The 20,047-nt window shown below is 70.0% G+C and carries 18 protein-coding genes and 1 riboswitch; of the genes, 12 read left to right on the top strand and 6 right to left on the bottom strand.

The window, feature by feature from the left end; genetic code table 11:
- Window positions 1-616 precede the first annotated feature (616 nt).
- Both CSC68_RS09800 and CSC68_RS09795 read left to right on the top strand, forming a co-directional pair.
- On the top strand, window positions 617-3,754 hold the full coding sequence (locus tag CSC68_RS09800; protein ID WP_162203378.1) for a TonB-dependent receptor: 3,138 nt from the start codon (window positions 617-619) through the stop codon (window positions 3,752-3,754).
- Window positions 3,755-3,877: 123 nt separating this feature from the next.
- A complete protein-coding gene (locus CSC68_RS09795) occupies window positions 3,878-4,612 on the top strand; it encodes a SapC family protein (protein ID WP_162203377.1) in 735 nt (244 codons plus the stop codon).
- Window positions 4,613-4,697: 85 nt separating this feature from the next.
- Here the strand turns inward: CSC68_RS09795 and CSC68_RS09790 are convergent, their stop codons facing one another.
- Window positions 4,698-6,014: an NCS2 family permease gene (locus tag CSC68_RS09790; RefSeq protein WP_162203376.1), complete on the bottom strand. Its 1,317-nt coding sequence runs from the start codon at window positions 6,012-6,014 to the stop codon at window positions 4,698-4,700.
- A 63-nt stretch (window positions 6,015-6,077) separates the two neighbouring features.
- Window positions 6,078-7,742, bottom strand: coding sequence for an energy-dependent translational throttle protein EttA (gene ettA / locus CSC68_RS09785; protein ID WP_162203375.1), 1,665 nt, complete (start codon window positions 7,740-7,742; stop codon window positions 6,078-6,080).
- Window positions 7,743-7,965: 223 nt separating this feature from the next.
- On the opposite strand from ettA, the gene CSC68_RS09780 reads away from it, so the two are divergent.
- The 5 genes from CSC68_RS09780 to ribD all read left to right on the top strand — a co-directional run bounded on the left by CSC68_RS09780 (window position 7,966) and on the right by ribD (window position 12,072).
- Window positions 7,966-8,424: an RcnB family protein gene (locus tag CSC68_RS09780; RefSeq protein WP_162203374.1), complete on the top strand. Its 459-nt coding sequence runs from the start codon at window positions 7,966-7,968 to the stop codon at window positions 8,422-8,424.
- 141 nt (window positions 8,425-8,565) lie between these two features.
- Entirely contained in the window at window positions 8,566-9,834 is a 1,269-nt protein-coding gene (gene glyA, locus CSC68_RS09775) for a serine hydroxymethyltransferase (RefSeq protein WP_162203373.1), read from the top strand.
- Window positions 9,835-9,956: 122 nt separating this feature from the next.
- The gene (nrdR, locus tag CSC68_RS09770; RefSeq protein WP_028915957.1) at window positions 9,957-10,499 is read left to right on the top strand and encodes a transcriptional regulator NrdR; all 543 of its coding nucleotides are present in this window, start codon (window positions 9,957-9,959) and stop codon (window positions 10,497-10,499) included.
- A gap of 8 nt (window positions 10,500-10,507) precedes the next feature.
- A complete protein-coding gene (locus CSC68_RS09765; RefSeq protein WP_162203372.1) occupies window positions 10,508-10,984 on the top strand; it encodes a GNAT family N-acetyltransferase in 477 nt (158 codons plus the stop codon).
- On the top strand, window positions 10,981-12,072 hold the full coding sequence (ribD, locus tag CSC68_RS09760; protein ID WP_162203371.1) for a bifunctional diaminohydroxyphosphoribosylaminopyrimidine deaminase/5-amino-6-(5-phosphoribosylamino)uracil reductase RibD: 1,092 nt from the start codon (window positions 10,981-10,983) through the stop codon (window positions 12,070-12,072). Before CSC68_RS09765 ends, ribD begins: the two co-directional genes overlap by 4 nt.
- 51 nt (window positions 12,073-12,123) lie before the next feature.
- Here the strand turns inward: ribD and CSC68_RS09755 are convergent, their stop codons facing one another.
- The gene (locus tag CSC68_RS09755) at window positions 12,124-12,750 is read right to left on the bottom strand and encodes a hypothetical protein (RefSeq protein ID WP_162203370.1); all 627 of its coding nucleotides are present in this window, start codon (window positions 12,748-12,750) and stop codon (window positions 12,124-12,126) included.
- Between the two features lie 166 nt (window positions 12,751-12,916).
- Window positions 12,917-13,098, top strand: a riboswitch (FMN riboswitch).
- A 144-nt stretch (window positions 13,099-13,242) separates the two neighbouring features.
- Between CSC68_RS09755 and CSC68_RS09750 the strand changes: the two genes are divergently transcribed.
- The 5 genes from CSC68_RS09750 to thiL all read left to right on the top strand — a co-directional run bounded on the left by CSC68_RS09750 (window position 13,243) and on the right by thiL (window position 17,008).
- A complete protein-coding gene (locus CSC68_RS09750) occupies window positions 13,243-13,863 on the top strand; it encodes a riboflavin synthase (RefSeq protein ID WP_162203369.1) in 621 nt (206 codons plus the stop codon).
- Entirely contained in the window at window positions 13,860-14,954 is a 1,095-nt protein-coding gene (gene ribB / locus CSC68_RS09745; protein ID WP_162203368.1) for a 3,4-dihydroxy-2-butanone-4-phosphate synthase, read from the top strand. The genes CSC68_RS09750 and ribB overlap by 4 nt, the downstream gene beginning before the upstream one ends.
- A gap of 74 nt (window positions 14,955-15,028) precedes the next feature.
- A complete protein-coding gene (gene ribH / locus CSC68_RS09740; protein WP_162203367.1) occupies window positions 15,029-15,496 on the top strand; it encodes a 6,7-dimethyl-8-ribityllumazine synthase in 468 nt (155 codons plus the stop codon).
- Entirely contained in the window at window positions 15,493-15,963 is a 471-nt protein-coding gene (gene nusB, locus CSC68_RS09735) for a transcription antitermination factor NusB (RefSeq protein ID WP_162203366.1), read from the top strand. Before ribH ends, nusB begins: the two co-directional genes overlap by 4 nt.
- Window positions 15,964-16,033: 70 nt before the next feature.
- Window positions 16,034-17,008 carry a thiamine-phosphate kinase gene (gene thiL / locus CSC68_RS09730; protein WP_162203365.1) on the top strand — a complete coding sequence of 325 codons (975 nt, stop codon included), beginning with the start codon at window positions 16,034-16,036 and terminating at the stop codon, window positions 17,006-17,008.
- Between the two features lie 6 nt (window positions 17,009-17,014).
- Here the strand turns inward: thiL and CSC68_RS09725 are convergent, their stop codons facing one another.
- The 3 genes from CSC68_RS09725 to CSC68_RS09715 are packed head-to-tail and all read right to left on the bottom strand — an operon-like array spanning window position 17,015 to window position 20,041.
- Window positions 17,015-18,181, bottom strand: coding sequence for a MalY/PatB family protein (locus tag CSC68_RS09725; protein ID WP_162203364.1), 1,167 nt, complete (start codon window positions 18,179-18,181; stop codon window positions 17,015-17,017).
- 39 nt (window positions 18,182-18,220) lie between these two features.
- Entirely contained in the window at window positions 18,221-19,612 is a 1,392-nt protein-coding gene (locus CSC68_RS09720; RefSeq protein WP_162203363.1) for an FAD-binding oxidoreductase, read from the bottom strand.
- 30 nt (window positions 19,613-19,642) lie between these two features.
- Complete coding sequence (locus tag CSC68_RS09715; RefSeq protein WP_162203362.1) at window positions 19,643-20,041, bottom strand: YraN family protein; 399 nt, start codon at window positions 20,039-20,041, stop codon at window positions 19,643-19,645.
- Between the last annotated feature and the right edge of the window lie 6 nt (window positions 20,042-20,047).

Raw genomic sequence — 20,047 nt, 5'->3', positions numbered from 1 at the left:
CCGCACAATAATGGATAGCGCTGTCGCCCGGAAATGCTTCCAAGCACGGATGCGCGCGTTGCCGAAGCGCATGAATCCATACCCGGATACACGGACGGCTGCATACAGCGGCGTATTCCGCAAATTGCTGATTGGCATGTCGTTTTGAAATGCCAGGACACATCTGAGATCAGCAAAGCACGAACAACTCGTCAGAATGATCTGATGCAGTTTCCCGGTTTGTTTTCTGTGCGTGAACGTCTCACGCGTAACCGTGGAAGAACTGTGCAACGCGTTGTTTACACCCTGGAAAACAGCTGTTATCCATGCGCCCCGCGTTAACGGTACCGCCGGTTTCCCAGCCCGCAGTGCCAACACGCGGGATGCAGGACGTAGAGCCTGCATCTGGTTCTTCCGCCGGCAGGCGTCGGCCGCGTAGCTACCCGCCGAGGCTGGTGCGGGTCGTGCCCGGTGAACCGGGCGGCGGAGGACTCACCCAGGAGAAACATGGAGAGGGCTTACAGGATGTGCATGTTCCCCGATGTCCAGCGCTGTCCATCAGCGTGACAGCCGCCCCCGATCGCATGCGCCTTCGCATGCCGACAGCTGTCAATCCCCCAGTGCCAAGGATCCCCCAATGAGCCAGAAGCTGAAGAAGTTCCGCTCGCGGGCGATGTTCACCATCGTCGGCGGCATGGTCGTGATCAATCCCGCTTTCGCCCAAGATTCCCAGGAAGCCACCCAGCTGGACACCGTGCAGGTCACGGGCCTGCGGAGCAGTCTCGACCAGGCGATGAACATCAAGCGCGATTCCGCCGGCATCGTGGACGCGGTGAGCGCCGAGGACATCGGCAAGTTCCCGGACACCAACCTGGCCGAGTCGCTTCAGCGTATTACCGGTATCTCGATCGAACGCCGCGACGGCGAGGGCGCGCAGGTCACGGCGCGCGGCTTCGGCCCGCAGTTCAACATGGTCACCCTCAACGGCCGCCAGGTGCCCGGCGCCGACGCGTTCGGCGCGCCGCGCCAGGTTCCCGTTGGCGGCGTGGATGGCGGCACCCGCGCGTTCAACTTCGCCCAGTTGGCCTCAGAGGCGGTGAACGGGCTGGAGGTCTACAAGACCGGCCAGGCCCACGTCCCGTCCGGTGGCATCGGTGCCACGATCAACATCCTCACCGCGCGCCCGTTCAACAACCGCGGCGGCGAGGTGGTGGCCAGCGCGGGCGTGAAGGGCGTCTACGACAAGTCGCAGCCGTTCGACAACGACATCACGCCCGAGGTCTCGGGCATCTTCAGCTACGCCAATCCTGACAAGACCTGGGGCGTGAGCCTGAGCGCCAGCCAGCAGAAGCGCCGCGGCGGCTCGGTCCAGGCGACAGAGAACAAGTGGAATGTCCAGGAATGGACGGGTTCGATGCCGGGCAATCCCACCATCGTGAACGAACCGGAATTGGGCGAGCTCTACGCGCGTCCGAACGACATCCGCTACGCCTTCTCCGATTTCGAGCGCGAGCGCGTCAACGCGCAGGCCGTGCTGCAGTTCGCTCCCCGCGAGGACCTGGTCTTCACCCTGGACTACACCCACTCGACCAACGAGATCACCGAGAAGCGCGGCGAGATGGGTATGTGGTTGCAGGACGACAACTACACGCACATCGAGTTCGACCGCAGCGGCGCCGTCGCCACTCCTGTGTACATCCGCGAGATATCCACCGCCGGTTCCACGCCGTTCAAGGATTTCGGCATGGAGCAGCAGCGCAATGCGCAGAAGTACGAGTTCAACCAGATCGGCCTTAACGCGGACTGGCAGGTCAACGACAGCCTGCGCCTGAGCTTCGACGCGCACAATTCCAAGACCGAGAGCAATCCCAATGATTCCCTGACCGGGGGCGGTGCGCTGTACGTCAGCGTGGCAGGCACCAACCGCTGCACCGGCGTGCCGAACTGCGGTGGGCACTATGCCCAGGAGATGCGGTTCAACAACGGCGTGCCGATCGGCGCCCGAACCTGGTATCCGACCCTGGCGGATGCCCAGGCGGGCACCAATGGCGATGTGAACCCGCCGTGGCAGGAAGGGCAGGTCGGTACCCAGGTCCTGCGGGTCAACGCGCAGCGCCAGGAGTCGGAGATCAAGCAGGCGCGCATCGATGGCGAATGGGTGTTCGACGAGGGGCGATTCCAGTTCGGCGTGGACACCAGCAAGATCACCTTGCGGCAGCAGAACAATTCCGAGAACCAGCAGGTCCTGGGCAACTGGGGGGTGGCCAACGTCGCCAGCGACGTCCAGAACGGCCTGATGGACCTGCTAACCCCGTACGACGTCGTTGGCATGTTCGACGACTGGAGCGTGCCGGGCGCATTCCGCAGTGGCTTCCGGGGGGATGCCGGGGAGCTGGCCAAGTGGGCCAGGGATGTCTACGGCGCCGACATTGGCCTCAACCCGATCCTGAACACCAACAGCTTGGTGGAGGAGAAAACCCACTCGGCCTATTTCCAAGTGGACCTGGAAGGCCAGCTGGCGGGTCGACGCACCAATACCCGCCTGGGCCTGCGCTATGAAACCACCGATGTCGAGTCGGTCAATGTCGTGGCCAATCGCGCGGCGGTGGTCTGGCAGGCCAACAACGACTCCAGGATCCAGGATGGCGAGCCGGGCGACACGACGGTCTATCGCGACACGAACAGCTACAGCTACATCCTGCCGAACCTGGACTTCTCGATCGACTTCACCGATACCCTCAAAGGCCGCGCTTCGTTTGGTCGTACCATCGCGCGTGCGCCCTTCACCAGCCTGGCCGCGGGTCCGGGCACTGTGAACGGGCCGAACGGATCGGTGCTGTTGAACGAGTCCAGCCGCGGTTCGGGTACCGAGCAGAACACCAAGCTGCGGCCGCTGGAGTCGAACAACATCGACCTGGCGCTGGAGTGGTATTTCGCCGATGCCAGCTACCTGAGCGCGACCTACTGGAACAAGTCGGTGAACAACTTCCTGGGCACCTCGGTGTACCAGGGGAACATGTATGGCCTGACCGACCCGACCTCGGGGCCGGATGCACGCGCGGCGCTCGCCTTCCTGGACAGCGCGGACTGCGTGACCCAGGTGCAGGCGGCAGGGGGCAATCCGGACGGCGCCTGCGCGGCGAGCGACACCAACCTGTTCACCGCGCTGGCGATGCTGCGCAACGCGGATGCCACGGGTGGCCTGGCCGCGTACGACGGAACCCAGGCGCTGCAGATGGAGGAGGCCTACGACCTGGTCGGCGAGGAGGGCGATCCGCTGTACATCTTCAACATCAGCCGCCCGGTCAACCAGCACACCGCCAAGCTCAATGGCTGGGAACTGGCCGGCCAGTACTTCTTCGGCGACACCGGCTTCGGTATCTACGCCAACTACACCATCGTCAATGGCGACGTCGGCTTCAACAACGCGTCCATCGCCGAGCAGTTTGCCCTGCTGGGCCTCAGCGACACCGCCAACGTGATGCTGATGTACGAGAAGTACGGCTGGTCGGCGCGCCTGGCCTGGAACTGGCGCGACGAGTACCTGATCCTCAGCAACCAGGACGACGCCTCGCACAATCCGTACTACGTCGAGGAGTACGACCAGATCGACCTGAGCGTGACCTACCAGCTCGACGACCACTGGGCCTTCAGCGTGGAAGCGATCAACCTGACCGGCGAGGACGTGCGCTGGCACGGCCGCACCGGCAGCCAGATCGTCAGGCTGGTCGACCAGGAGCCGCGCTACATGGTGGGCGTGCGCTACAAGTTCTGATCGGGGCACGCTGCCGTCGTGGTGGCGCCGGGGACCGCTGCCTGTGCAGCGGTCCCTGCACTTTGCCGGGGCGGTGGGCAGGGAACGCCCGCGGCCCCGTGTTGACAGGGAACAGGAGAGGGGATGGCGCGCTACGAGCTTCTGAACAACGAGGTCCACAAGGACCTCAGGGTGGCGGTAGGCTACGGCCCGCAGTTCGGTGACGCGGTGGGCGCGGTGCCCGCGTTCCCGACCGAGTTCGCCGAACTGGTGCGTGACTACCCGATCCTGCTCAAGCGCAATGCCGAGGGATCGGGCTGGGACGCGTTCGCCCTGCTGGGCTTCGACAAGGACGAGAACCTGTTCCTCCAGGACGGACGCTGGGACGCGGGCTACCTGCCCGGGTACGTGGCGAAGGGGCCGTTCCTGATCGGGTTCCAGGCGCAGGTGGACCAGGGCGTGGAGACCTTCGAGCCGGTCATCCATGTCGACATGGACCATCCGCGCGTGGGCGCCCCCGACGGCGTGCCGGTGTTCCTGCCCCAGGGCGGCCATGGCCCGTACCTGGAATACGTCATCCGCGTGCTGCGCGGGATCCACGACGGGGTGCAGGCCGCACGACCCATGTATGCCGAGTTCGAGCGGTTGGGGCTGATCCAGCCGGTGGAGCTGGACCTGCAGTTCAACGCCACCACGACCGGTCGCCTGCGGGGATTCCACGCGATCGACCGCGAGCGGCTGGCCGGGCTCGCGGACGCGGACGTGGTGTCGCTGCATCGCAGCGGCTGGCTGGAGGGCGCCTACCTGATGCTTGCCTCGCTCTACAACGTCAACCGGCTGGTGGCGCGGAAGCGGGCGCGGCTGGCGGCGCAGGGCTGAGGCCGCGGCGCACCGTGCGACGGATTCGAGCGGAAAGGGCTGCCCATGCCGTGCATCGGCATGGCGCCCTGGCGGACGCGCCAGCTCAGACCAGCGCGTAGCGCAGCGCGAACAGCACGGCCACCAGCCAGACCGCCGGGTGTACCTCGCGCCAGCGGCCGGTGCCGGCCTTCAGCACCGCATAGGCGATGAAGCCGAAGGCCAGGCCGTTGGCGATGGAGTAGGTGAAGGGCATGGCCAGCGCGCACAGCGCGGCCGGGACCGCTTCGGTCAGTTCGCTCCATTCGATCTCCACCAGCTCGCGCAGCATCAGCCCGGCCACGAACAGCAGCGCCGGGGCGGTGGCATACGGCGGCACCATCGCCGCCAGCGGCGAGAACAGCAGCGCGGCCAGGAACAGTGCGGCGACCACCAGTGCGGTCAGGCCGGTGCGGCCGCCGACCTGCACGCCCGAGGCGCTTTCGGCGTAGGCGGTGGTTGAACTGGTGCCCAGCAGCGAGCCGGCCAGGATCGCGGTGCTGTCGGCCAGCAGGGCGCGGCCGAAACGCTTCTGGCCATCCGGCAGCTTCAGCAGGCCGGCGCGGCTGGTCACGCCGTAGAGGGTGCCGGTGGCGTCGAACACCTCCACCAGCACGAAGACCAGCACCACCTGCAGCAGCACCGACAGGCCCGCGCCTTCCTCCCAGTGCAGCAGGCCCGGGAGGTCCAGCTTGAGGAAGGTCGGCTCCAGGCTGGGCGGCAGCGACACCAGTCCGTTCCACTGCACCAGGCCCAGGGCCCAGGCAGTAGCGGTGACGGCGAGGATGCCGACCAGGATCGCACCGCGTACCCGGCGCGCCTCGAGGATCGCGATCAGCAGGAAGCCGCCCAGGGCCAGCAGCGGTTCCGGTTCGGTCATCGGTCCCAGCCGCACCAGGGTGTCGGCGTCGCCGATCACCACGCCCGATTTCTGCAGGGCGATGATCGCCAGGAACAGGCCGATGCCGGCCACGATCGCGCTGCGCAGCGACACCGGGATGCCGTCCACCAGCCAGCGGCGCACGCCGGTCACGGTCAGCAGCAGGAACACGATACCCGACAGCAGCACCGCCGCCAGCGCCTGCTCCCACGGCAGCCCGGCCGCGCCGACCACGGTGAAGGCGAAGAACGCGTTCAGGCCCATGCCCGGGGCCATGCCCACCGGGAAATTGGCCGCCAGCGCCATCACCGCCGAACCCAGCGCCGCGGCCAGGCAGGTGGCCACGAACACCGCGCCCGGGTCCATGCCCGTGGTGGCCAGGATCGCCGGGTTGACGAAGACGATGTAGGACATCGTCAGGAAGGTGGTCAGGCCGGCCAGCACCTCGGTGCGCGTGCTGGTGCCGTGCTTGCTCAGCTTGAACAGGCGTTCGGGCAGGGACATGGCGGGCTCCGGCCTTGCGGGGGCTGGAAAAGACACCGGCCGCACTGGGCGGCCGGTGGAAGCTTACTTCAGGGCCTTGAAGCGCAGGCGCTTCGGGCCGGCCTCGTCGCCGAGGCGGCGCTTCTTGTCCTCCTCGTACTCGCGGTAGTTGCCCTGGAAGAACTCCACGTGCGAGTCGCCCTCGAAGGCGAGGATGTGGGTGGCGATGCGGTCCAGGAACCAGCGGTCGTGCGAGATCACGAAGGCGTTGCCCGGGAACTCCAGCAGCGCGTCTTCCAGCGCACGCAGGGTCTCGATGTCCAGGTCGTTGGACGGTTCGTCCAGCAGCAGCACGTTGCCGCCCTGCAGCAGGGTCTTGGCCATGTGCAGGCGGCCGCGCTCACCACCGGACAGCGAGCCGACGCGCTTCTGCTGGTCCTGGCCCTTGAAGTTGAAGCGGCCGATGTAGGCGCGCGACTGGATCTCAACGCCGTTGATGTTGAGGATGTCCAGGCCGCCGGACACTTCCTCGAACACGGTCTTGTCGCCTTCCAGCTTGTCGCGGCTCTGGTCGACGTAGGCCAGGTTCACGGTCGGCCCGATCACGATCTGGCCCGAATCCGGCTTCTCCTGCCCGGTGATCATCTTGAACAGGGTCGACTTGCCGGCGCCGTTGGGGCCGATGATGCCGACGATCGCGCCCGGCGGCACGATGAAGCTCAGGTCGTCGATCAGCAGGCGGTCGCCGAACCTCTTGGAGACATTCTTGAACTCGATCACCGAGTTGCCCAGGCGCTCGCCCGGCGGGATGAAGATCTCGTTGGTCTCGTTGCGGCGCTGGTACTCGACCGACTGCAGCTCGTCCAGGCGGGCCAGGCGCGCCTTGCCCTTGGAGCGGCCGCCCTTGGCGTTCTGGCGGGCCCATTCCAGTTCCTTGGCGATCGCCTTCTGGCGCGCCTTCTCCTGGTTCTCTTCCTGCTTGAGCCGCTCTTCCTTCTGCTGCAGCCACTCGGTGTAGTTGCCCTTCCACGGGATGCCACGGCCGCGGTCCAGCTCGAGGATCCACTCGGCGGCGTTGTCGAGGAAGTAGCGGTCATGGGTCACGGCCACCACGGTGCCGGTGTAGCGGGCCAGGAACTGCTCCAGCCACTCCACCGACTCGGCGTCCAGGTGGTTGGTCGGCTCGTCCAGCAGCAGCATGTCCGGCTTCTGCAGCAGCAGGCGGCACAGGGCGACGCGGCGCTTCTCGCCGCCGGACAGGTTGCCGATCTTCGCGTCCCACGGCGGCAGGCGCAGGGCATCGGCCGCCACTTCCAGCTGCTGCTCGAGGGTGTGGGCGTCGCCGCTGGCGAGGATCGCCTCCAGGCGCTCCTGCTCCTTGGCCAGGGCGTCGAAGTCGGCGCCTTCCTCGGCGTAGGCGGCGTAGACCTTCTCCAGCGCGGCCTGGGCCTGCAGCACCTCGCCCACGCCTTCCTCGACGGCTTCGCGCACGGTCTGCTCTGGATCCAGCTGCGGCTCCTGCGGCAGGTAGCCGACCTTGATGCCAGGCTGCGGGCGGGCCTCGCCCTCGTAGTCGGTGTCCACGCCGGCCATGATCCTGAGCACGGTGGACTTGCCGGCGCCGTTGAGTCCGAGCAGGCCGATCTTGGCGCCCGGGAAGAAGCTCAGCGAGATGTCCTTGATGATCTGCCGCTTGGGCGGGACCACCTTGCTGACCCGGTTCATGGTGTAGATGTACTGCGAGGACATGGTCTCTCCGTGCGCAATCCGCCTGCCCGCAGGGACAGGCGGCATGGGAATCTGGGGAATCGCCAATTATAGCCCCGTCCCGGGGCGGGCCGCTGGCCGGCGGGGCCGGCCTTGCTGGATGCTGAATGCGGCTTTCACGCGCATCGGCTGGAACCGGTTTCGCGGGGAAACCGTTCAGGCGGCGTCGGCAAGATGGAGCCGTCACCACAGCGAGAGCCGCCCCATGAAGCGCACTCAACTGATCGCCCTGACCGTCGCCGCCCTGCTGGGGCTTGGCGCCGCGGTTCCCCGGGCCGAAGCCGCCGGTGACCGCCACCACGACCGCCATGGCCTGAGCCGGGGCCATGACCGTGGCCCGGCCCATCACCGCGACCACGGCCGCAAGGAACGCGCCCATTACAACGCCGGCTACCGGGAGGGCTACCGCGATGCCCGCCACCATTCCCGCCCGGTCGTGGTCCACCACCGTCCGGCGCCGCCCCCGCCGCCGCGCCATGTCTGGGCGCGTGGCCAGCGCTTCCATGACCACTACCATGGCCCGGTCTACGTGGTGCACGACTACCCGCGCTACCACCTGCGCCACCCGCCGCACGGCCACCACTGGGTGCGCGACGACCGCGGCAACATGCTCCTGGTGGCGATCGCCACCGGCGTGATCGCCGACCTGATCCTGCACCACTGAGCCACCCCGCCAGGGGCGGGCGGCCACGACCGGCCACCTTCGGGTGGCCGGTCGCGTTTCCAGGGGAGGGAGCGGGCGCGGGACCGGCCGGCCGGCTTACAATTGGCGGGCCTTTCCCCTTCCTGCCTGCTGGAGCCGCCGATGTATTCGCGTGATGCCCGTATTGCGTCCTACGACCCCGAACTGGCCCAGGCCATCGCTGACGAGGCCCGCCGCCAGGAGGACCATGTCGAGCTGATCGCCAGCGAGAACTACGCCAGCCCGCGCGTGATGGAAGCCCAGGGCAGCGTGCTGACCAACAAGTACGCCGAAGGCTACCCGCACAAGCGCTACTACGGCGGCTGCGAACACGTCGACGTGGCGGAGCAGCTGGCCATCGACCGGGTCAAGCAGCTGTTCGGCGCCGACTACGCCAACGTGCAGCCGCACAGCGGCTCGCAGGCCAACCAGGCGGTGTACTTCGGCCTGCTGCAGGCCGGCGACACCATCCTCGGCATGTCGCTGGCGCACGGCGGCCACCTCACCCACGGCGCCAAGGTCAACGCCTCCGGCAAGCTGTTCAACGCCGTCCAGTACGGCGTCAACGACCAGGGCCTGATCGACTACGACGAAGTCGAGCGCCTGGCCGTGGAACACAAGCCGAAGATGGTGGTGGCCGGCTTCTCCGCCTACTCGCAGGTGATCGACTGGGCGCGTTTCCGCGCCATTGCCGACCAGGTCGGCGCGTACCTGTTCGTCGACATGGCCCACGTCGCCGGCCTGGTCGCCGCCGGCGTGTACCCGAACCCGCTGCCGTACGCGCACGTGGTCACCTCGACCACCCACAAGACCCTGCGCGGCCCGCGCGGCGGCATCATCCTGGCCTCCGCCGGGGGCGCGGGCGACAAGTTCGAGGACATCTCCAAGAAGCTGCAGTCGATCGTGTTCCCGGGCATCCAGGGCGGTCCGCTGATGCACGTGATCGCGGCCAAGGCCGTGGCCTTCAAGGAGGCCCTGGAGCCGGAGTTCAAGGCCTACCAGCAGCAGGTGGTGAAGAACGCGCAGGCCATGGCCAACACCCTGATCGCGCGCGGCTACAAGATCGTCTCCGGCGGCACCCAGAACCACCTGATGCTGGTGGACATGATCGGCAAGGACGTGTCCGGCAAGGATGCGGAGGCCGCACTGGGCAAGGCCCACATCACCGTCAACAAGAACTCGGTCCCCAACGACCCGCGTTCGCCGTTCGTGACCTCGGGCCTGCGCCTGGGTACCCCGGCCGTGACCACCCGCGGCTACACCGAGCAGGACTGCGTGGACCTGGCCAACTGGATCGCCGACGTGCTCGACGCGCCGAACGACGACAGCGTGATCGAGGCGGTGAAGGCCAAGGTCACCGAGCAGTGCCGCAAGTACCCGGTCTACGGCTGAGCCGCGGCCGGTCCCGGGCGGTCGCCGCCCGGGACCCGGCGATGTCCGTGGCGGCGGCCGCCGCGGCCGGCGCGACCATGGCCAGCAAGCCGCGCGCGGGCCGCGCCCGCTGAGGAACACCCATGCATTGCCCCTTCTGCCAGCACAACGACACACGCGTGATCGATTCGCGCGTGTCCGAGGACGGCGCCACCATCCGCCGCCGCCGCGAATGCGAAGCCTGCGGCGAGCGCTTCTCGACCCTCGAGACCGTGGAACTGAAGCTGCCGTCGATCATCAAGAGCGACGGCCGCCGCGAGCAGTTCGACGCCAAGAAGCTGCGCCAGGGCTTCGACCGCGCGCTGCAGAAGCGCCCGGTGGCCGAGGAGCAGGTCGAGGCCGCGGTGCGCGCCGTGGTGCATGCGGTGCGCATGAGCGGCGAGCGCGAGCTGCCGTCGCGGCGCATCGGCGAATTCGTGATGGACGAGCTGCGCAAGCTCGACCACGTGGCCTACGTGCGCTTCGCCTCGGTGTACCGAAGCTTCCAGGACGTGGCCGATTTCCGCGAGGAGATCGAGAAGCTGGAGCGCGGGCTGCCGTCGAGCGAGCAGCTGCCGCTGCTGGAAGCGGCGGGCGTGGTCCCGCCGGGCCACGGGCGCGTCGCCGAGCGGGCGAAGAAGCGCTGAGCACGCCGGTGCGCATCGACTGGCTCAGCGCGCATCCAGGGCATGCCGCCGGGCTGGCGGCGGCCCACGTGCAGGCCTTCGGCGCGCTGCTGCCGGACTGGACGGTGGAGGAGGCGCTGGTCGAGCTGCGTTCGCACGACCGCGCCGCGACCATCCCCTCGACCCTGGTCGCCCTGGACGAGGCTGGCGACTGGCTGGGCTCGGTGAGCCTGCTGGCCGAGGACCATCCGGACATCCCGCAGTATTCGCCCTGGCTGGCCAGCCTGTACGTGCGCCCGGAGGCGCGTGCCCGTGGCGTCGGCCGCGCGCTGGTGGCGCGCGCCGTGGCCGAGGCCGGCGCGCTCGGTACGCCGGTCCTGTACCTGTACTGCAGGCCCGACGTCGCCGGCTGGTACCAACGGCTGGGCTGGCGCCGGCATGAAGTGCTGCGGCTGGGCCCCCTGGAGGTGCATGTGCTTGCGATCGACTGCGGGAACCACCGATGAGCGATGTCTTCGACGCCTTCGACCACGCCTGCATGGCGCGCGCACTGCGGTTGGCCGAGCGCGGGCTGTACACCGCGCGGCCGAACCCGGTGGTCGGCTGCGTGATCGCACAGGGCGGGGAAATCGTCGGCGAGGGCTGGCATCCGCGTGCCGGCGAACCACACGCGGAGGTGTTCGCGCTGCGCGAGGCCGGCGAACGCGCGCGCGGCGGCACCGCCTACGTGACCCTGGAGCCCTGCGCCCACCATGGCCGCACCCCGCCGTGCGCCGAGGCGCTGGTGCAGGCCGGCGTGGCGCGGGTGGTGGCGGCCATGCGCGATCCGTTCCCGCGGGTGGACGGGGCCGGCTTCGCCCTGCTGCAGGCGGCGGGGATCGAGGTCGCCGCCGGCCTGATGGAGGCCCAGGCGCGCGACCTCAACCGCGGTTTCCTCTCGCGCTTCACCCGTGGCCGGCCATGGCTGCGGGTCAAGCTTGCCGCCAGCCTCGACGGCCGCACCGCGATGGCCAGCGGCGAGTCCAAGTGGATCACCGGCGGGGCCGCGCGCGCCGACGTGCAGCGCCGGCGCGCACGCAGCGGCGCGATCCTGACCGGTGCCGACCCCGTGCTGGCCGACGCCCCGGCCCTGACCGTGCGCCTGGGCGACGACACCCCGTTCCAGCCACCGCTGCGGGTGGTGCTCGACAGTCGCCTGCGCAGCCTGGCCATGCCCAGGGTGCGCGACGGCTCCGCGCCGACGCTTTACCTGCACGGCCCGGACGCGGTGCCGCCGCCGGGCCTGGACGCGGAGTTCGCCGTCGTGCCGCTGCGCGATGGCCACCTGGACCTGGAGGCCGCGCTGCGGCTTCTGGCAGGACGTGACATCAACGAGGTCCAGGTCGAGGCCGGTCCGGCCCTGTGCGGCGCGCTGCTGTGCGCGGGCCTGGTCGACGAACTGCTGCTGTACCAGGCGCCGGTGCTGCTGGGCGACGGCGCGCGCCCGCTGTTTGCCGGCATGGGCATCGAGACGATGGCCGGAACGGTCCGCCTGCGGCTGGTCGAGTCGGTGGCGGTGGGGGCGGACCGCCGCCTGCTGCTGCGCCCGGAATGACGAAGGGCCCCGCAGGGCCCTCCGTCGCAGGTACGCGCGCGGCGCGCTGCCTCAGAAGCTGGCGCGCACGCCCACGCTGTAGCGGGTGGCGTCCTCGATCACTTCCACTTCGCCCACCAGGCCCCAGGTGCGGTTGAAGGCGACCTGGCCGCCGAGGTAGCCGGCGAAGGAACCTTCGACGTCGCTGCCGTCGATGTAACCGGCCCTGGCCCACAGCTCGGTACGGGCGGACGGCTTGCCGCGCAGGCCGACCGTGGCGCGTCCGCCATTGACGTGATCCTTGTAGCTGCCGTCCAGTTCCGCATCACCGGTGCCGGAGATCCGTGTCTTGGCTTCCAGGCGCATCCACGCCAGGTCGGCGGTGAAATCCAGGCGTTCGGTGAACTCCTGGTGGTAGCCGATGCCGAACTCCGGCTGCGCCACCTCGTACTTCACCCGCGCCGGGGCGTAGCGGTAGCTGGTGGAGACGACCGAGTAGCCACCGAACAGGTGCACGTTCTCGGCGATGGCGAACGAGCCGCGCAGGTAGCCACCGTCGCCATCCGGGTCGCCCAGCCAGTCGTCGTTGACCTGGAGCTGGGTCCAGCCGGCCTCGACATAGGTGTAGCTGACGCCATCGGCGGCGGCCGCGGTGAAGGGCAGGGCGGCCAGCAGGGCGGCGGCAATGAGGGTACGCATGTGGGGAATCTCCGAAGGAAGTCCATGTCGCCGGCCCCGTTGCGGGATCGGCAAGAGCGGTCGACCGTGACCGCGTGCGAATGTTAACAAATACTTCACGCTCTGGGTGGGCGGATGCGCGGTGGTAGAATGCCGCGCCGGTCCGCCGGCATCGACAACCACAAACCAACGTCTTCAGGGCGGGGTGGAATTCCCCACCGGCGGTAGGTGCCAGGTCCGGCGACGGACACGGTGCGAGCCCGCGAGCGCCTCCGGCCATCCGGAGGGTCAGCAGATCCGGTCAAATGCCGGAGCCGACGGTCGTGGCGCGCTGGTCGCGCCCTAGAGTCCGGATGAGAGAAGACGCCGCGCCCGGCCGCAAGGCCCTGGGCGTGCGTGCTTTTGCCCCTGGACGTTTTTCGCCATCGAACGCGGGAGACGCTCCATGCTGCAACCGACCACCATCCTCCATGCCGCGCCGTCGCACGCGTGCCCACGCGGAGGATTGCGCTGATGTTCACCGGGATCATCGAAGGCGTCGGCCGCCTGGCCGCGCGCGAGCCGCGTGGCGGCGACGTCCGCTTCGGCTTCGCCACGGGCACCCTGCCGTGGCTGGGCAGCGGGGCCGACGACATCCGCATGGGGGAGAGCATCGCGGTCAATGGCGTGTGCCTGACCGTGATCGCCTTCGATGCGCAGGGCTTCCAGGCCGACGCCTCCACCGAGACCCTGGCCCTGACCACCCTGGGTGAGCTACCGGTGGGCGCGGCGCTGAACCTGGAGCGGGCCATGCGCCCGACCGACCGCCTCGGCGGCCACATGGTCAGCGGCCATGTCGACGGCATCGGCCGGGTGCTGTCGGTGCACGAGGATGCGCGCGCGCAGCGCTGGCGCTTCGCCGCCCCGCAGCAGCTGCTGAAGTACATCGCCAAGAAGGGCTCGATCTGCGTCGATGGCGTCAGCCTGACCGTCAACGAGGTCGACGGCGAAGGCTTCGAGGTCGCACTGATCCCGCACACCGTCGCCCATACCCGCTTCGCGGAGACGAAGGTCGGCGAGGCGGTGAACCTGGAGATCGACCTGGTCGCGCGCTATGTCGAGCGCCTGCTGGGCGAGCGCGGAGGCCAGGCATGAACTTCGCCCCGGTCCCCGAGCTGCTGGAGGAGATCCGTGCCGGGCGCATGGTGGTCATCGTCGACGACGAGGACCGCGAGAACGAGGGCGACCTGATCATGGCCGCCGAGCTGGTGCGGCCGGCCGACATCAACTTCATGGTCACCCACGCGCGCGGCCTGGTGTGCCTGTCGCTGACCCGCGAGCGCTGCGCCCAGCTCGGCCTGGCGCCGATGGTCCAGCGCAACACCGCCCAGTTCCATACCAATTTCACCGTCAGCATCGAGGCGGCCGAGGGCGTGACCACCGGCATCTCCGCCTACGATCGCGCCCACACCATCCGCACCGCGGTGCGCCCGGACGCCAAGCCCACGGACCTGAGCCAGCCCGGGCACGTGTTCCCGCTGATCGCCCAGCCCGGCGGCGTACTTACCCGCGCCGGCCACACCGAGGCCGCCAGCGACCTGCCGATGCTGGCGGGGCTGGAGCCGGCGGGCGTGCTGGTCGAGGTGATGAACCCCGACGGCACCATGGCCCGGCGCCCGCAGCTGGAGGAGTTCGCGCGCCAGCACGGGCTGAAGATCGGCTCGATCGCCGACCTGATCGCCTGGCGCCTGGCCAACGAGCACACGGTCGAGCGGGTCGACGAGCGCGACATCCAGACCGAGTTCGGGCCGTTCCGGCTGGTCACCTACCGCGACCGCATCGCCCACGAACTGCACTTCGCGCTGGTCCGCGGGGCGCCCGACCGCGAGACGCCGACCCTGGTCCGGGTCCAGGTGGAGAATCCGCTCGCCGACCTGCTGCACTGGCGGCGCGAGGACTTCGGCGTGGCCGGCACCGATGCGCTGCGCGCGATCGCGGCCGAGGGGCAGGGCGTGATGGTGGTGCTGTCGGCCCCGCGCGATCCGGAGGCCCTGCTGGCGCGCCTGCGTGCCGAGCCGGAGGCCCGCCGCGATCCCAAGGACGTGGGCCAGTGGCGGCGCAACGGCGCCGGCGCCCAGATCCTGGCCGACCTCGGCCTGGGCCGGCTGCGGGTACTGGGCATCCCGCGCCGCCAGGTCGGCCTGGCCGGCTACGGGCTGGAAGTGGTCGAGTACCTGTCGCCGTAAGCCGGCGGTCCCCGCGAACGGCCCCGGCCGGCCATGTCCGGTAAACTGTCCGACCCCTGAGGATCACCGAACCCATGACCCTGTACGAAGGCGACCTGCGCGTGCCTGCCGGCGCCCGCTTCGCGATCCTGGCCAGCCGCTGGAACGCCCGCATCACCGACGCCCTGGGGGCCGGCGCCCGCCGCAGCCTGGCCGACAACGGCGTGCCCGAGGACGCGGAGGACGTGGTCCGCCTGCCCGGCGCCTGGGAACTGCCGATGGCCGCGCGCAAGCTGGCGACCGCCGGTACCCATGCCGCGATCATCGCCCTGGGCTGCGTGGTCCGTGGCGATACCCGCCATTACGAACACGTCGCCGACCTGTGCGCCGAGGGCCTGATGCGCGTGGCGCTGGACACCGGCGTGCCGGTGCTCAACGGCGTGCTGGCGGTGGAGCGTTTCGAGGACGCAGAGGCCCGCGCCGGCGGCAGCCACGGCAACAAGGGGGAGGAAGCGGCGATGGCCGCGCTGGAAATGGACAATCTGCTGGAGCGCCTGCCATGAACCGTCCGTTCCGTTCCCGCACCGGCGTCGATCCGGTCCTGCGCGCGCGCGCGCGCCGTCGCGCCCTGCAGGCGATCTACGCCTGGCAGATCTCCGGCGGCAACGCGCAGCAGGTGATCGCCCAGTTCGCCCACGAGCAGGCGCCCGAGATCGCGGACCTGGCCTACTTCGAGGACCTGGTCACCGGCGTGCTGGCGCATCGCGCCAGCCTCGACGAGGCCCTGGCCCCGCACCTGGACCGCGGCGTGGAGGAAGTGGACGCGATCGAGCGCGCCGTGCTGCGCCTGGCCGCCTACGAGCTGCTGCACCGCATGGACGTGCCGTACCGGGTGGTGATCAACGAGGCGATCGAGATTGCCAAGCGCTTCGGTTCCGAGCACGGCCACACCTACGTCAACGGCGTTCTGGACCGCGCCAGCGCGCAGTGGCGCGAAGCCGAGGTCCAGGCTTCGCGCAACGGCCGCTGACCCAGCGCCGATACGCGCCGCCGGCGACCTGCCGGGCGGCGCGCCCAGCCTCCCGCACGCCGGAGCCGCCATGGCCGAGTTCGACCTGATCGGGCTGATCCGCGAGCGCGCTGCCACGCGCGACGACGTGCTGCTGGGCATCGGCGACGACGCCGCCTTGCTGCAACCGCCGCCGGGCCATGCCCTGGTGGTGACCGCCGATACCCTCAACGAGGGCGTGCATTTCCCGGCCGGGACCGCGGCCGCCGATATCGGCTGGAAGGCGCTGGCGGTGAATCTGTCCGATCTGGCCTCGATGGGGGCCAAGCCGGCGTGGTGCACGCTGTCGCTTTCGCTGCCGCGTGCAGACGCTGCGTGGGTCGTGGCTTTTATCGACGGATTCCTGGACCTGGCCGGTCGCCATGGCATCGCCCTGGTCGGTGGCGACACCACCCGCGGTCCGCTATCGATCGGCGTGACCGCGATGGGCCTGGTCGAACACGGCGCTGCACTGCGCCGCGACCGCGCGCGGGTGGGCGACGATATCTGGGTCACCGGCACGCCTGGCGATGCCGCCGGCGCACTGGTGCTGGGCGGACATATGCCTGGTCCGCAGCCAGCAGGCGAAGTGTCTGCCGCTGCACGCGCAATGCTCGAGGCCCGTCTGGCGAGGCCCACCCCGCGGGTGGAGGCCGGCCGCGCCCTGCTGGGCCTGGCCCACGCCTGCGTCGATGTCTCCGATGGCCTGCTGGCCGACCTGGGCCATGTCTGCGTCCGCAGCGGCGTCGGCGCCGAGCTGCGGCTGGACGCGTTGCCCGCATCGGCCGCGCTGCGCGAGGTCTTCGGCGATGCCGCACGGGTGCTGCAGGCCGCCGGTGGCGACGACTACGAACTGTGCTTCACCGCGCCGGCCAACCTGCGCGAACAGGTCCAGCTTGCGCTGGAGCACGTGGGCGTCGATGGCGCCCGTATCGGCCGCATCGTCGCGGGGCCGGGCGTGCGCGCGCTGGATGCGCAGGGCCAGCCGTGGCAGCCGCCACGCGCCGGCTACGAACACTTCGGCTGAGCCGACTCAGCTGCGTCCTGCCACCGCGTCGGCCATGCGCCGCACGGCCTCCTCCAGCAGCGGTCGCGGCATGGCGAAGTTGAGCCGCACATGGCCGTCGCCACCTTCGCCGCATTCGGCGCCGTCGGTCAGGGCGACATGGGCGTGGCGGCGGAAGAACTGGGCCGGTGGCTGGTCCAGGTCCAGCGGGCGGCAGTCCAGCCAGGCCAGGTAGGTGCCCTGCGGCGCGATGTATCCGACCTGCGGCAGCAGTTGGGCCAGCAGCCGCCCGAGCAGGTCGCGGTTGCCGCGCAGGTAGTCCAGCACCGCCAGCCGCCATGGATCGCCCTCGCGCCAGGCCGCGGTGTGCGCGACCACGCCCAGGGTGGCGGTGCTGTTGCCGGCGAAGTGGCCGATGCGCCGCCAGGTTTCCAGGTCGGCCGGATTGGTGAACACCATCTGCGCGCACTTCATCCCGGCCAGGTTCCAGGCCTTGGACGCGGAGATGGCGGTGATCGCCTGGCGTGCGGCTTCCCCGCCGAGCGAGGCATAGGGAACGTGTCGTGCGCCGGGGTACACCAGCGGTGCATGGATCTCGTCGGCGAACACGCGCACGTCGTGGCGCGCGGCGATCGCGGCGATGCGCTCCAGCTCCCTGCGCGAGTAGACCTTCCCGATCGGGTTGTGCGGATTGCACAGCAGCAGCATGCGTGCGCCGCCGGCCAGCGCGGCCTCCAGTGCATCCTCGTCCAGCGTCCACTCGTCCCGGCCGCGGTGCATGGGCACCGGCACCACCGGGTTGCCGAGCAGTTCCAGCAGCGGCACGAACGGCATGTAGCACGGCATCGGCAGCGCCACCGGCGCGCCGGCGGGCAGGTAGTGGCGCAGCACGATCTCCAGCGCGGCGATCACGTCCGGGACCGCGCGCACCTGCGAGGCATCGATTTCCCAGCCATGGTGCGCGCGCTGCCATTGCGCGCAGGCTTCGGCCAGGGCGCGCACCGGCGCGGCGGAGAGGTAGCCGAGCTGGCCGGCGTCGACCGCCTCGTGCAGGGCCTGGCGGATCGGCGTTGCCACGCCGAAGTCCATCTCCGCCACGAAGGCGCCGATGCAGTCCGGGAAGGCGCGCCACTTCAGGCCGCCGGCCTGGCGCAACTGCTCGAGGGTGATGCGGTCGAACTGGCTGGTATCCACGCGCGTGCTCCGTGCCGGCGGACGATGGTCGGTGGCGCCTCAGCCCCGCGGGGGCGGCAGCACCTTGCCTGGATTGAGGATGCCATCCGGATCCAGCGCCGCCTTCACCGCACGCATCGCCGCCAGGGTGGCCGCGTCGAAGGCGCGATCCATCCAGTCGCGCTTGGCCACGCCGATGCCGTGCTCGCCCGACAGCGTGCCGCCCAGGGCGATCACTTCGGCGAACAGTCCCGCCAGCGCCGCATGCGCGCGCGCGTCCTCGTCCGGATCGTCCGGGTGGTACATGATGTTGACGTGCAGGTTGCCGTTGCCGGCATGGCCGAAGGCCACGATCGGAAGCGCATGCTTCGCCGACAGCGCCTCGACCGCGGCGACCAGGTCGGGAATGCGCGACACCGGCACCACCACGTCCTCGTTGATCTTGCCCGGCGCGATGCTGCGCAGCGCCGGCGAGAGCGCGCGCCGCGCCGCCCAAAGGCGATCGCGCGCGGCGCCGTCCATGGCCACGTCCAGGTCGAGCATGCCGTCGCCTCCGGCGGCATCGGCCAGCGCCTGCAATGCGATCGGCAGGGTGTCCTCGTCGCCGTCGGCCTCGACCAGCAGCATCGCGCCGGACTCGGGCACGTCGCTGCCGTTGCGTCGGAGCAGGGCGATCGCGCTGCGGTCCATGAACTCGAGCATCGCCGGCACCTGCGGCTGCCGCATCAGTCGCGAGACCGCCGCCGCGGCGCTGGCCGCGTCGCGGTAGAACACGCGCAGCCCGGCCTGCGCCTTCGGCCGCGGCAGCAGGCGCAGGGTGGCTTCGACGATCAGCGCGAGCGTGCCTTCGCTGCCGACGATGAGATGGGTGAGGTCGTAGCCGGTGGCGTCCTTGGTCCAGGGACCGCCGCAGCGGATGACCTCGCCCGTGCCGGTCACCGCGACCAGGCCGAGCACGTTGTCGCGGGTGGTGCCGTACTTCACCGCGCGCGGCCCGCCGGCATTGCAGGCAAGGTTGCCGCCGATGCTGCAGCGTTCGGCGCTGGACGGATCCGGCGCCCAGAACAGCCCGTGCGGCTGCAGCGCCTGCTGCAGGTCGTTGTTGAGGACGCCGGGCTGGACCACGGCGCAGCGGTCGTCGGGGCGGATGTCGAGGATCCGGTCCATGCGCGCGAACGAAACCACCACGCCGCCGGAAAACGGCACCGCGCCGGCAGCGGTGCCGGTGCCCGCACCACGAGGGACCACGGCCACGCCATGGGCGCGGCAGGCGCGCACGATCGCGGCGACCTGCTTCGTGTCGGAGGGCAGGGCGACCGCGTCGGGCATGGCCCAGCGCCGCGAGTCGTCCTCGCCGTGGGCGCGGCGCGCGGCCTCGTCGGTGCGCCAGCCCGCGGGGCCGAGCAGGGCGGAAAGTTCGGCGGCGAGCGCGTGGGGCAGGGCGGCTGTCATCCGCGGATTGTAGGCCCGCGCCGCGGGGCGTCAGGCCTCGTCCACGCGGAAGGCATCCTTGAGCCAGTCGATACGCGGACTAGCCGGATCGCCGCTGGCCTCGGCCACGTCGAAGCGGCAGGGCTGGCGCGCCAGGCGGGGATTGGCGGCCAGGTAAAGCTGGGCGGCCCGCACCAGGCGCCGGCGCTTGCCGGTGTCGACCGAGGCGAAGCCCCCGCCGAACGTGGAGCTGGAACGGTAGCGCACCTCGACGAAGACCACGATGTCGCGGTCGAGCATCACCAGGTCCAGCTCGCCGCCGCGGTAGCCGACATTGCGCGCCAGCGTGCGCAGGCCCGCGCGCTCCAGGTGCGCCTGCACCGCGTCCTCGACCAGCGCGCCGCGGGCGCGGCGGTCGACCTGTCCGGAGCCCGTCCCTGGGCGCCGCATGGACCT

This window comes from Pseudoxanthomonas suwonensis (assembly GCF_010093235.1).
Classification (GTDB): Bacteria; Pseudomonadota; Gammaproteobacteria; order Xanthomonadales; family Xanthomonadaceae; genus Pseudoxanthomonas; species Pseudoxanthomonas suwonensis.
The sequence above is the reverse complement of the archived record's forward strand: the minus strand, read 5'-3'. Positions and strand labels throughout refer to the sequence as shown.

Bases quoted from the DNA above. Each gene is read 5' to 3' on its own strand.
- CSC68_RS09800 (WP_162203378.1), top strand. From the start codon at position 617: ATGAGCCAGAAGCTGAAGAAGTTCCGCTCGCGGGCGATGTTCACCATC.
- CSC68_RS09795 (WP_162203377.1), top strand. From the start codon at position 3,878: ATGGCGCGCTACGAGCTTCTGAACAACGAGGTCCACAAGGACCTCAGG.
- CSC68_RS09790 (WP_162203376.1), bottom strand. From the start codon at position 6,014: ATGTCCCTGCCCGAACGCCTGTTCAAGCTGAGCAAGCACGGCACCAGC.
- ettA (WP_162203375.1), bottom strand. From the start codon at position 7,742: ATGTCCTCGCAGTACATCTACACCATGAACCGGGTCAGCAAGGTGGTC.
- CSC68_RS09780 (WP_162203374.1), top strand. From the start codon at position 7,966: ATGAAGCGCACTCAACTGATCGCCCTGACCGTCGCCGCCCTGCTGGGG.
- glyA (WP_162203373.1), top strand. From the start codon at position 8,566: ATGTATTCGCGTGATGCCCGTATTGCGTCCTACGACCCCGAACTGGCC.
- nrdR (WP_028915957.1), top strand. From the start codon at position 9,957: ATGCATTGCCCCTTCTGCCAGCACAACGACACACGCGTGATCGATTCG.
- ribD (WP_162203371.1), top strand. From the start codon at position 10,981: ATGAGCGATGTCTTCGACGCCTTCGACCACGCCTGCATGGCGCGCGCA.
- CSC68_RS09755 (WP_162203370.1), bottom strand. From the start codon at position 12,750: ATGCGTACCCTCATTGCCGCCGCCCTGCTGGCCGCCCTGCCCTTCACC.
- CSC68_RS09750 (WP_162203369.1), top strand. From the start codon at position 13,243: ATGTTCACCGGGATCATCGAAGGCGTCGGCCGCCTGGCCGCGCGCGAG.
- ribB (WP_162203368.1), top strand. From the start codon at position 13,860: ATGAACTTCGCCCCGGTCCCCGAGCTGCTGGAGGAGATCCGTGCCGGG.
- ribH (WP_162203367.1), top strand. From the start codon at position 15,029: ATGACCCTGTACGAAGGCGACCTGCGCGTGCCTGCCGGCGCCCGCTTC.
- nusB (WP_162203366.1), top strand. From the start codon at position 15,493: ATGAACCGTCCGTTCCGTTCCCGCACCGGCGTCGATCCGGTCCTGCGC.
- thiL (WP_162203365.1), top strand. From the start codon at position 16,034: ATGGCCGAGTTCGACCTGATCGGGCTGATCCGCGAGCGCGCTGCCACG.
- CSC68_RS09720 (WP_162203363.1), bottom strand. From the start codon at position 19,612: ATGACAGCCGCCCTGCCCCACGCGCTCGCCGCCGAACTTTCCGCCCTG.
- CSC68_RS09715 (WP_162203362.1), bottom strand. From the start codon at position 20,041: ATGCGGCGCCCAGGGACGGGCTCCGGACAGGTCGACCGCCGCGCCCGC.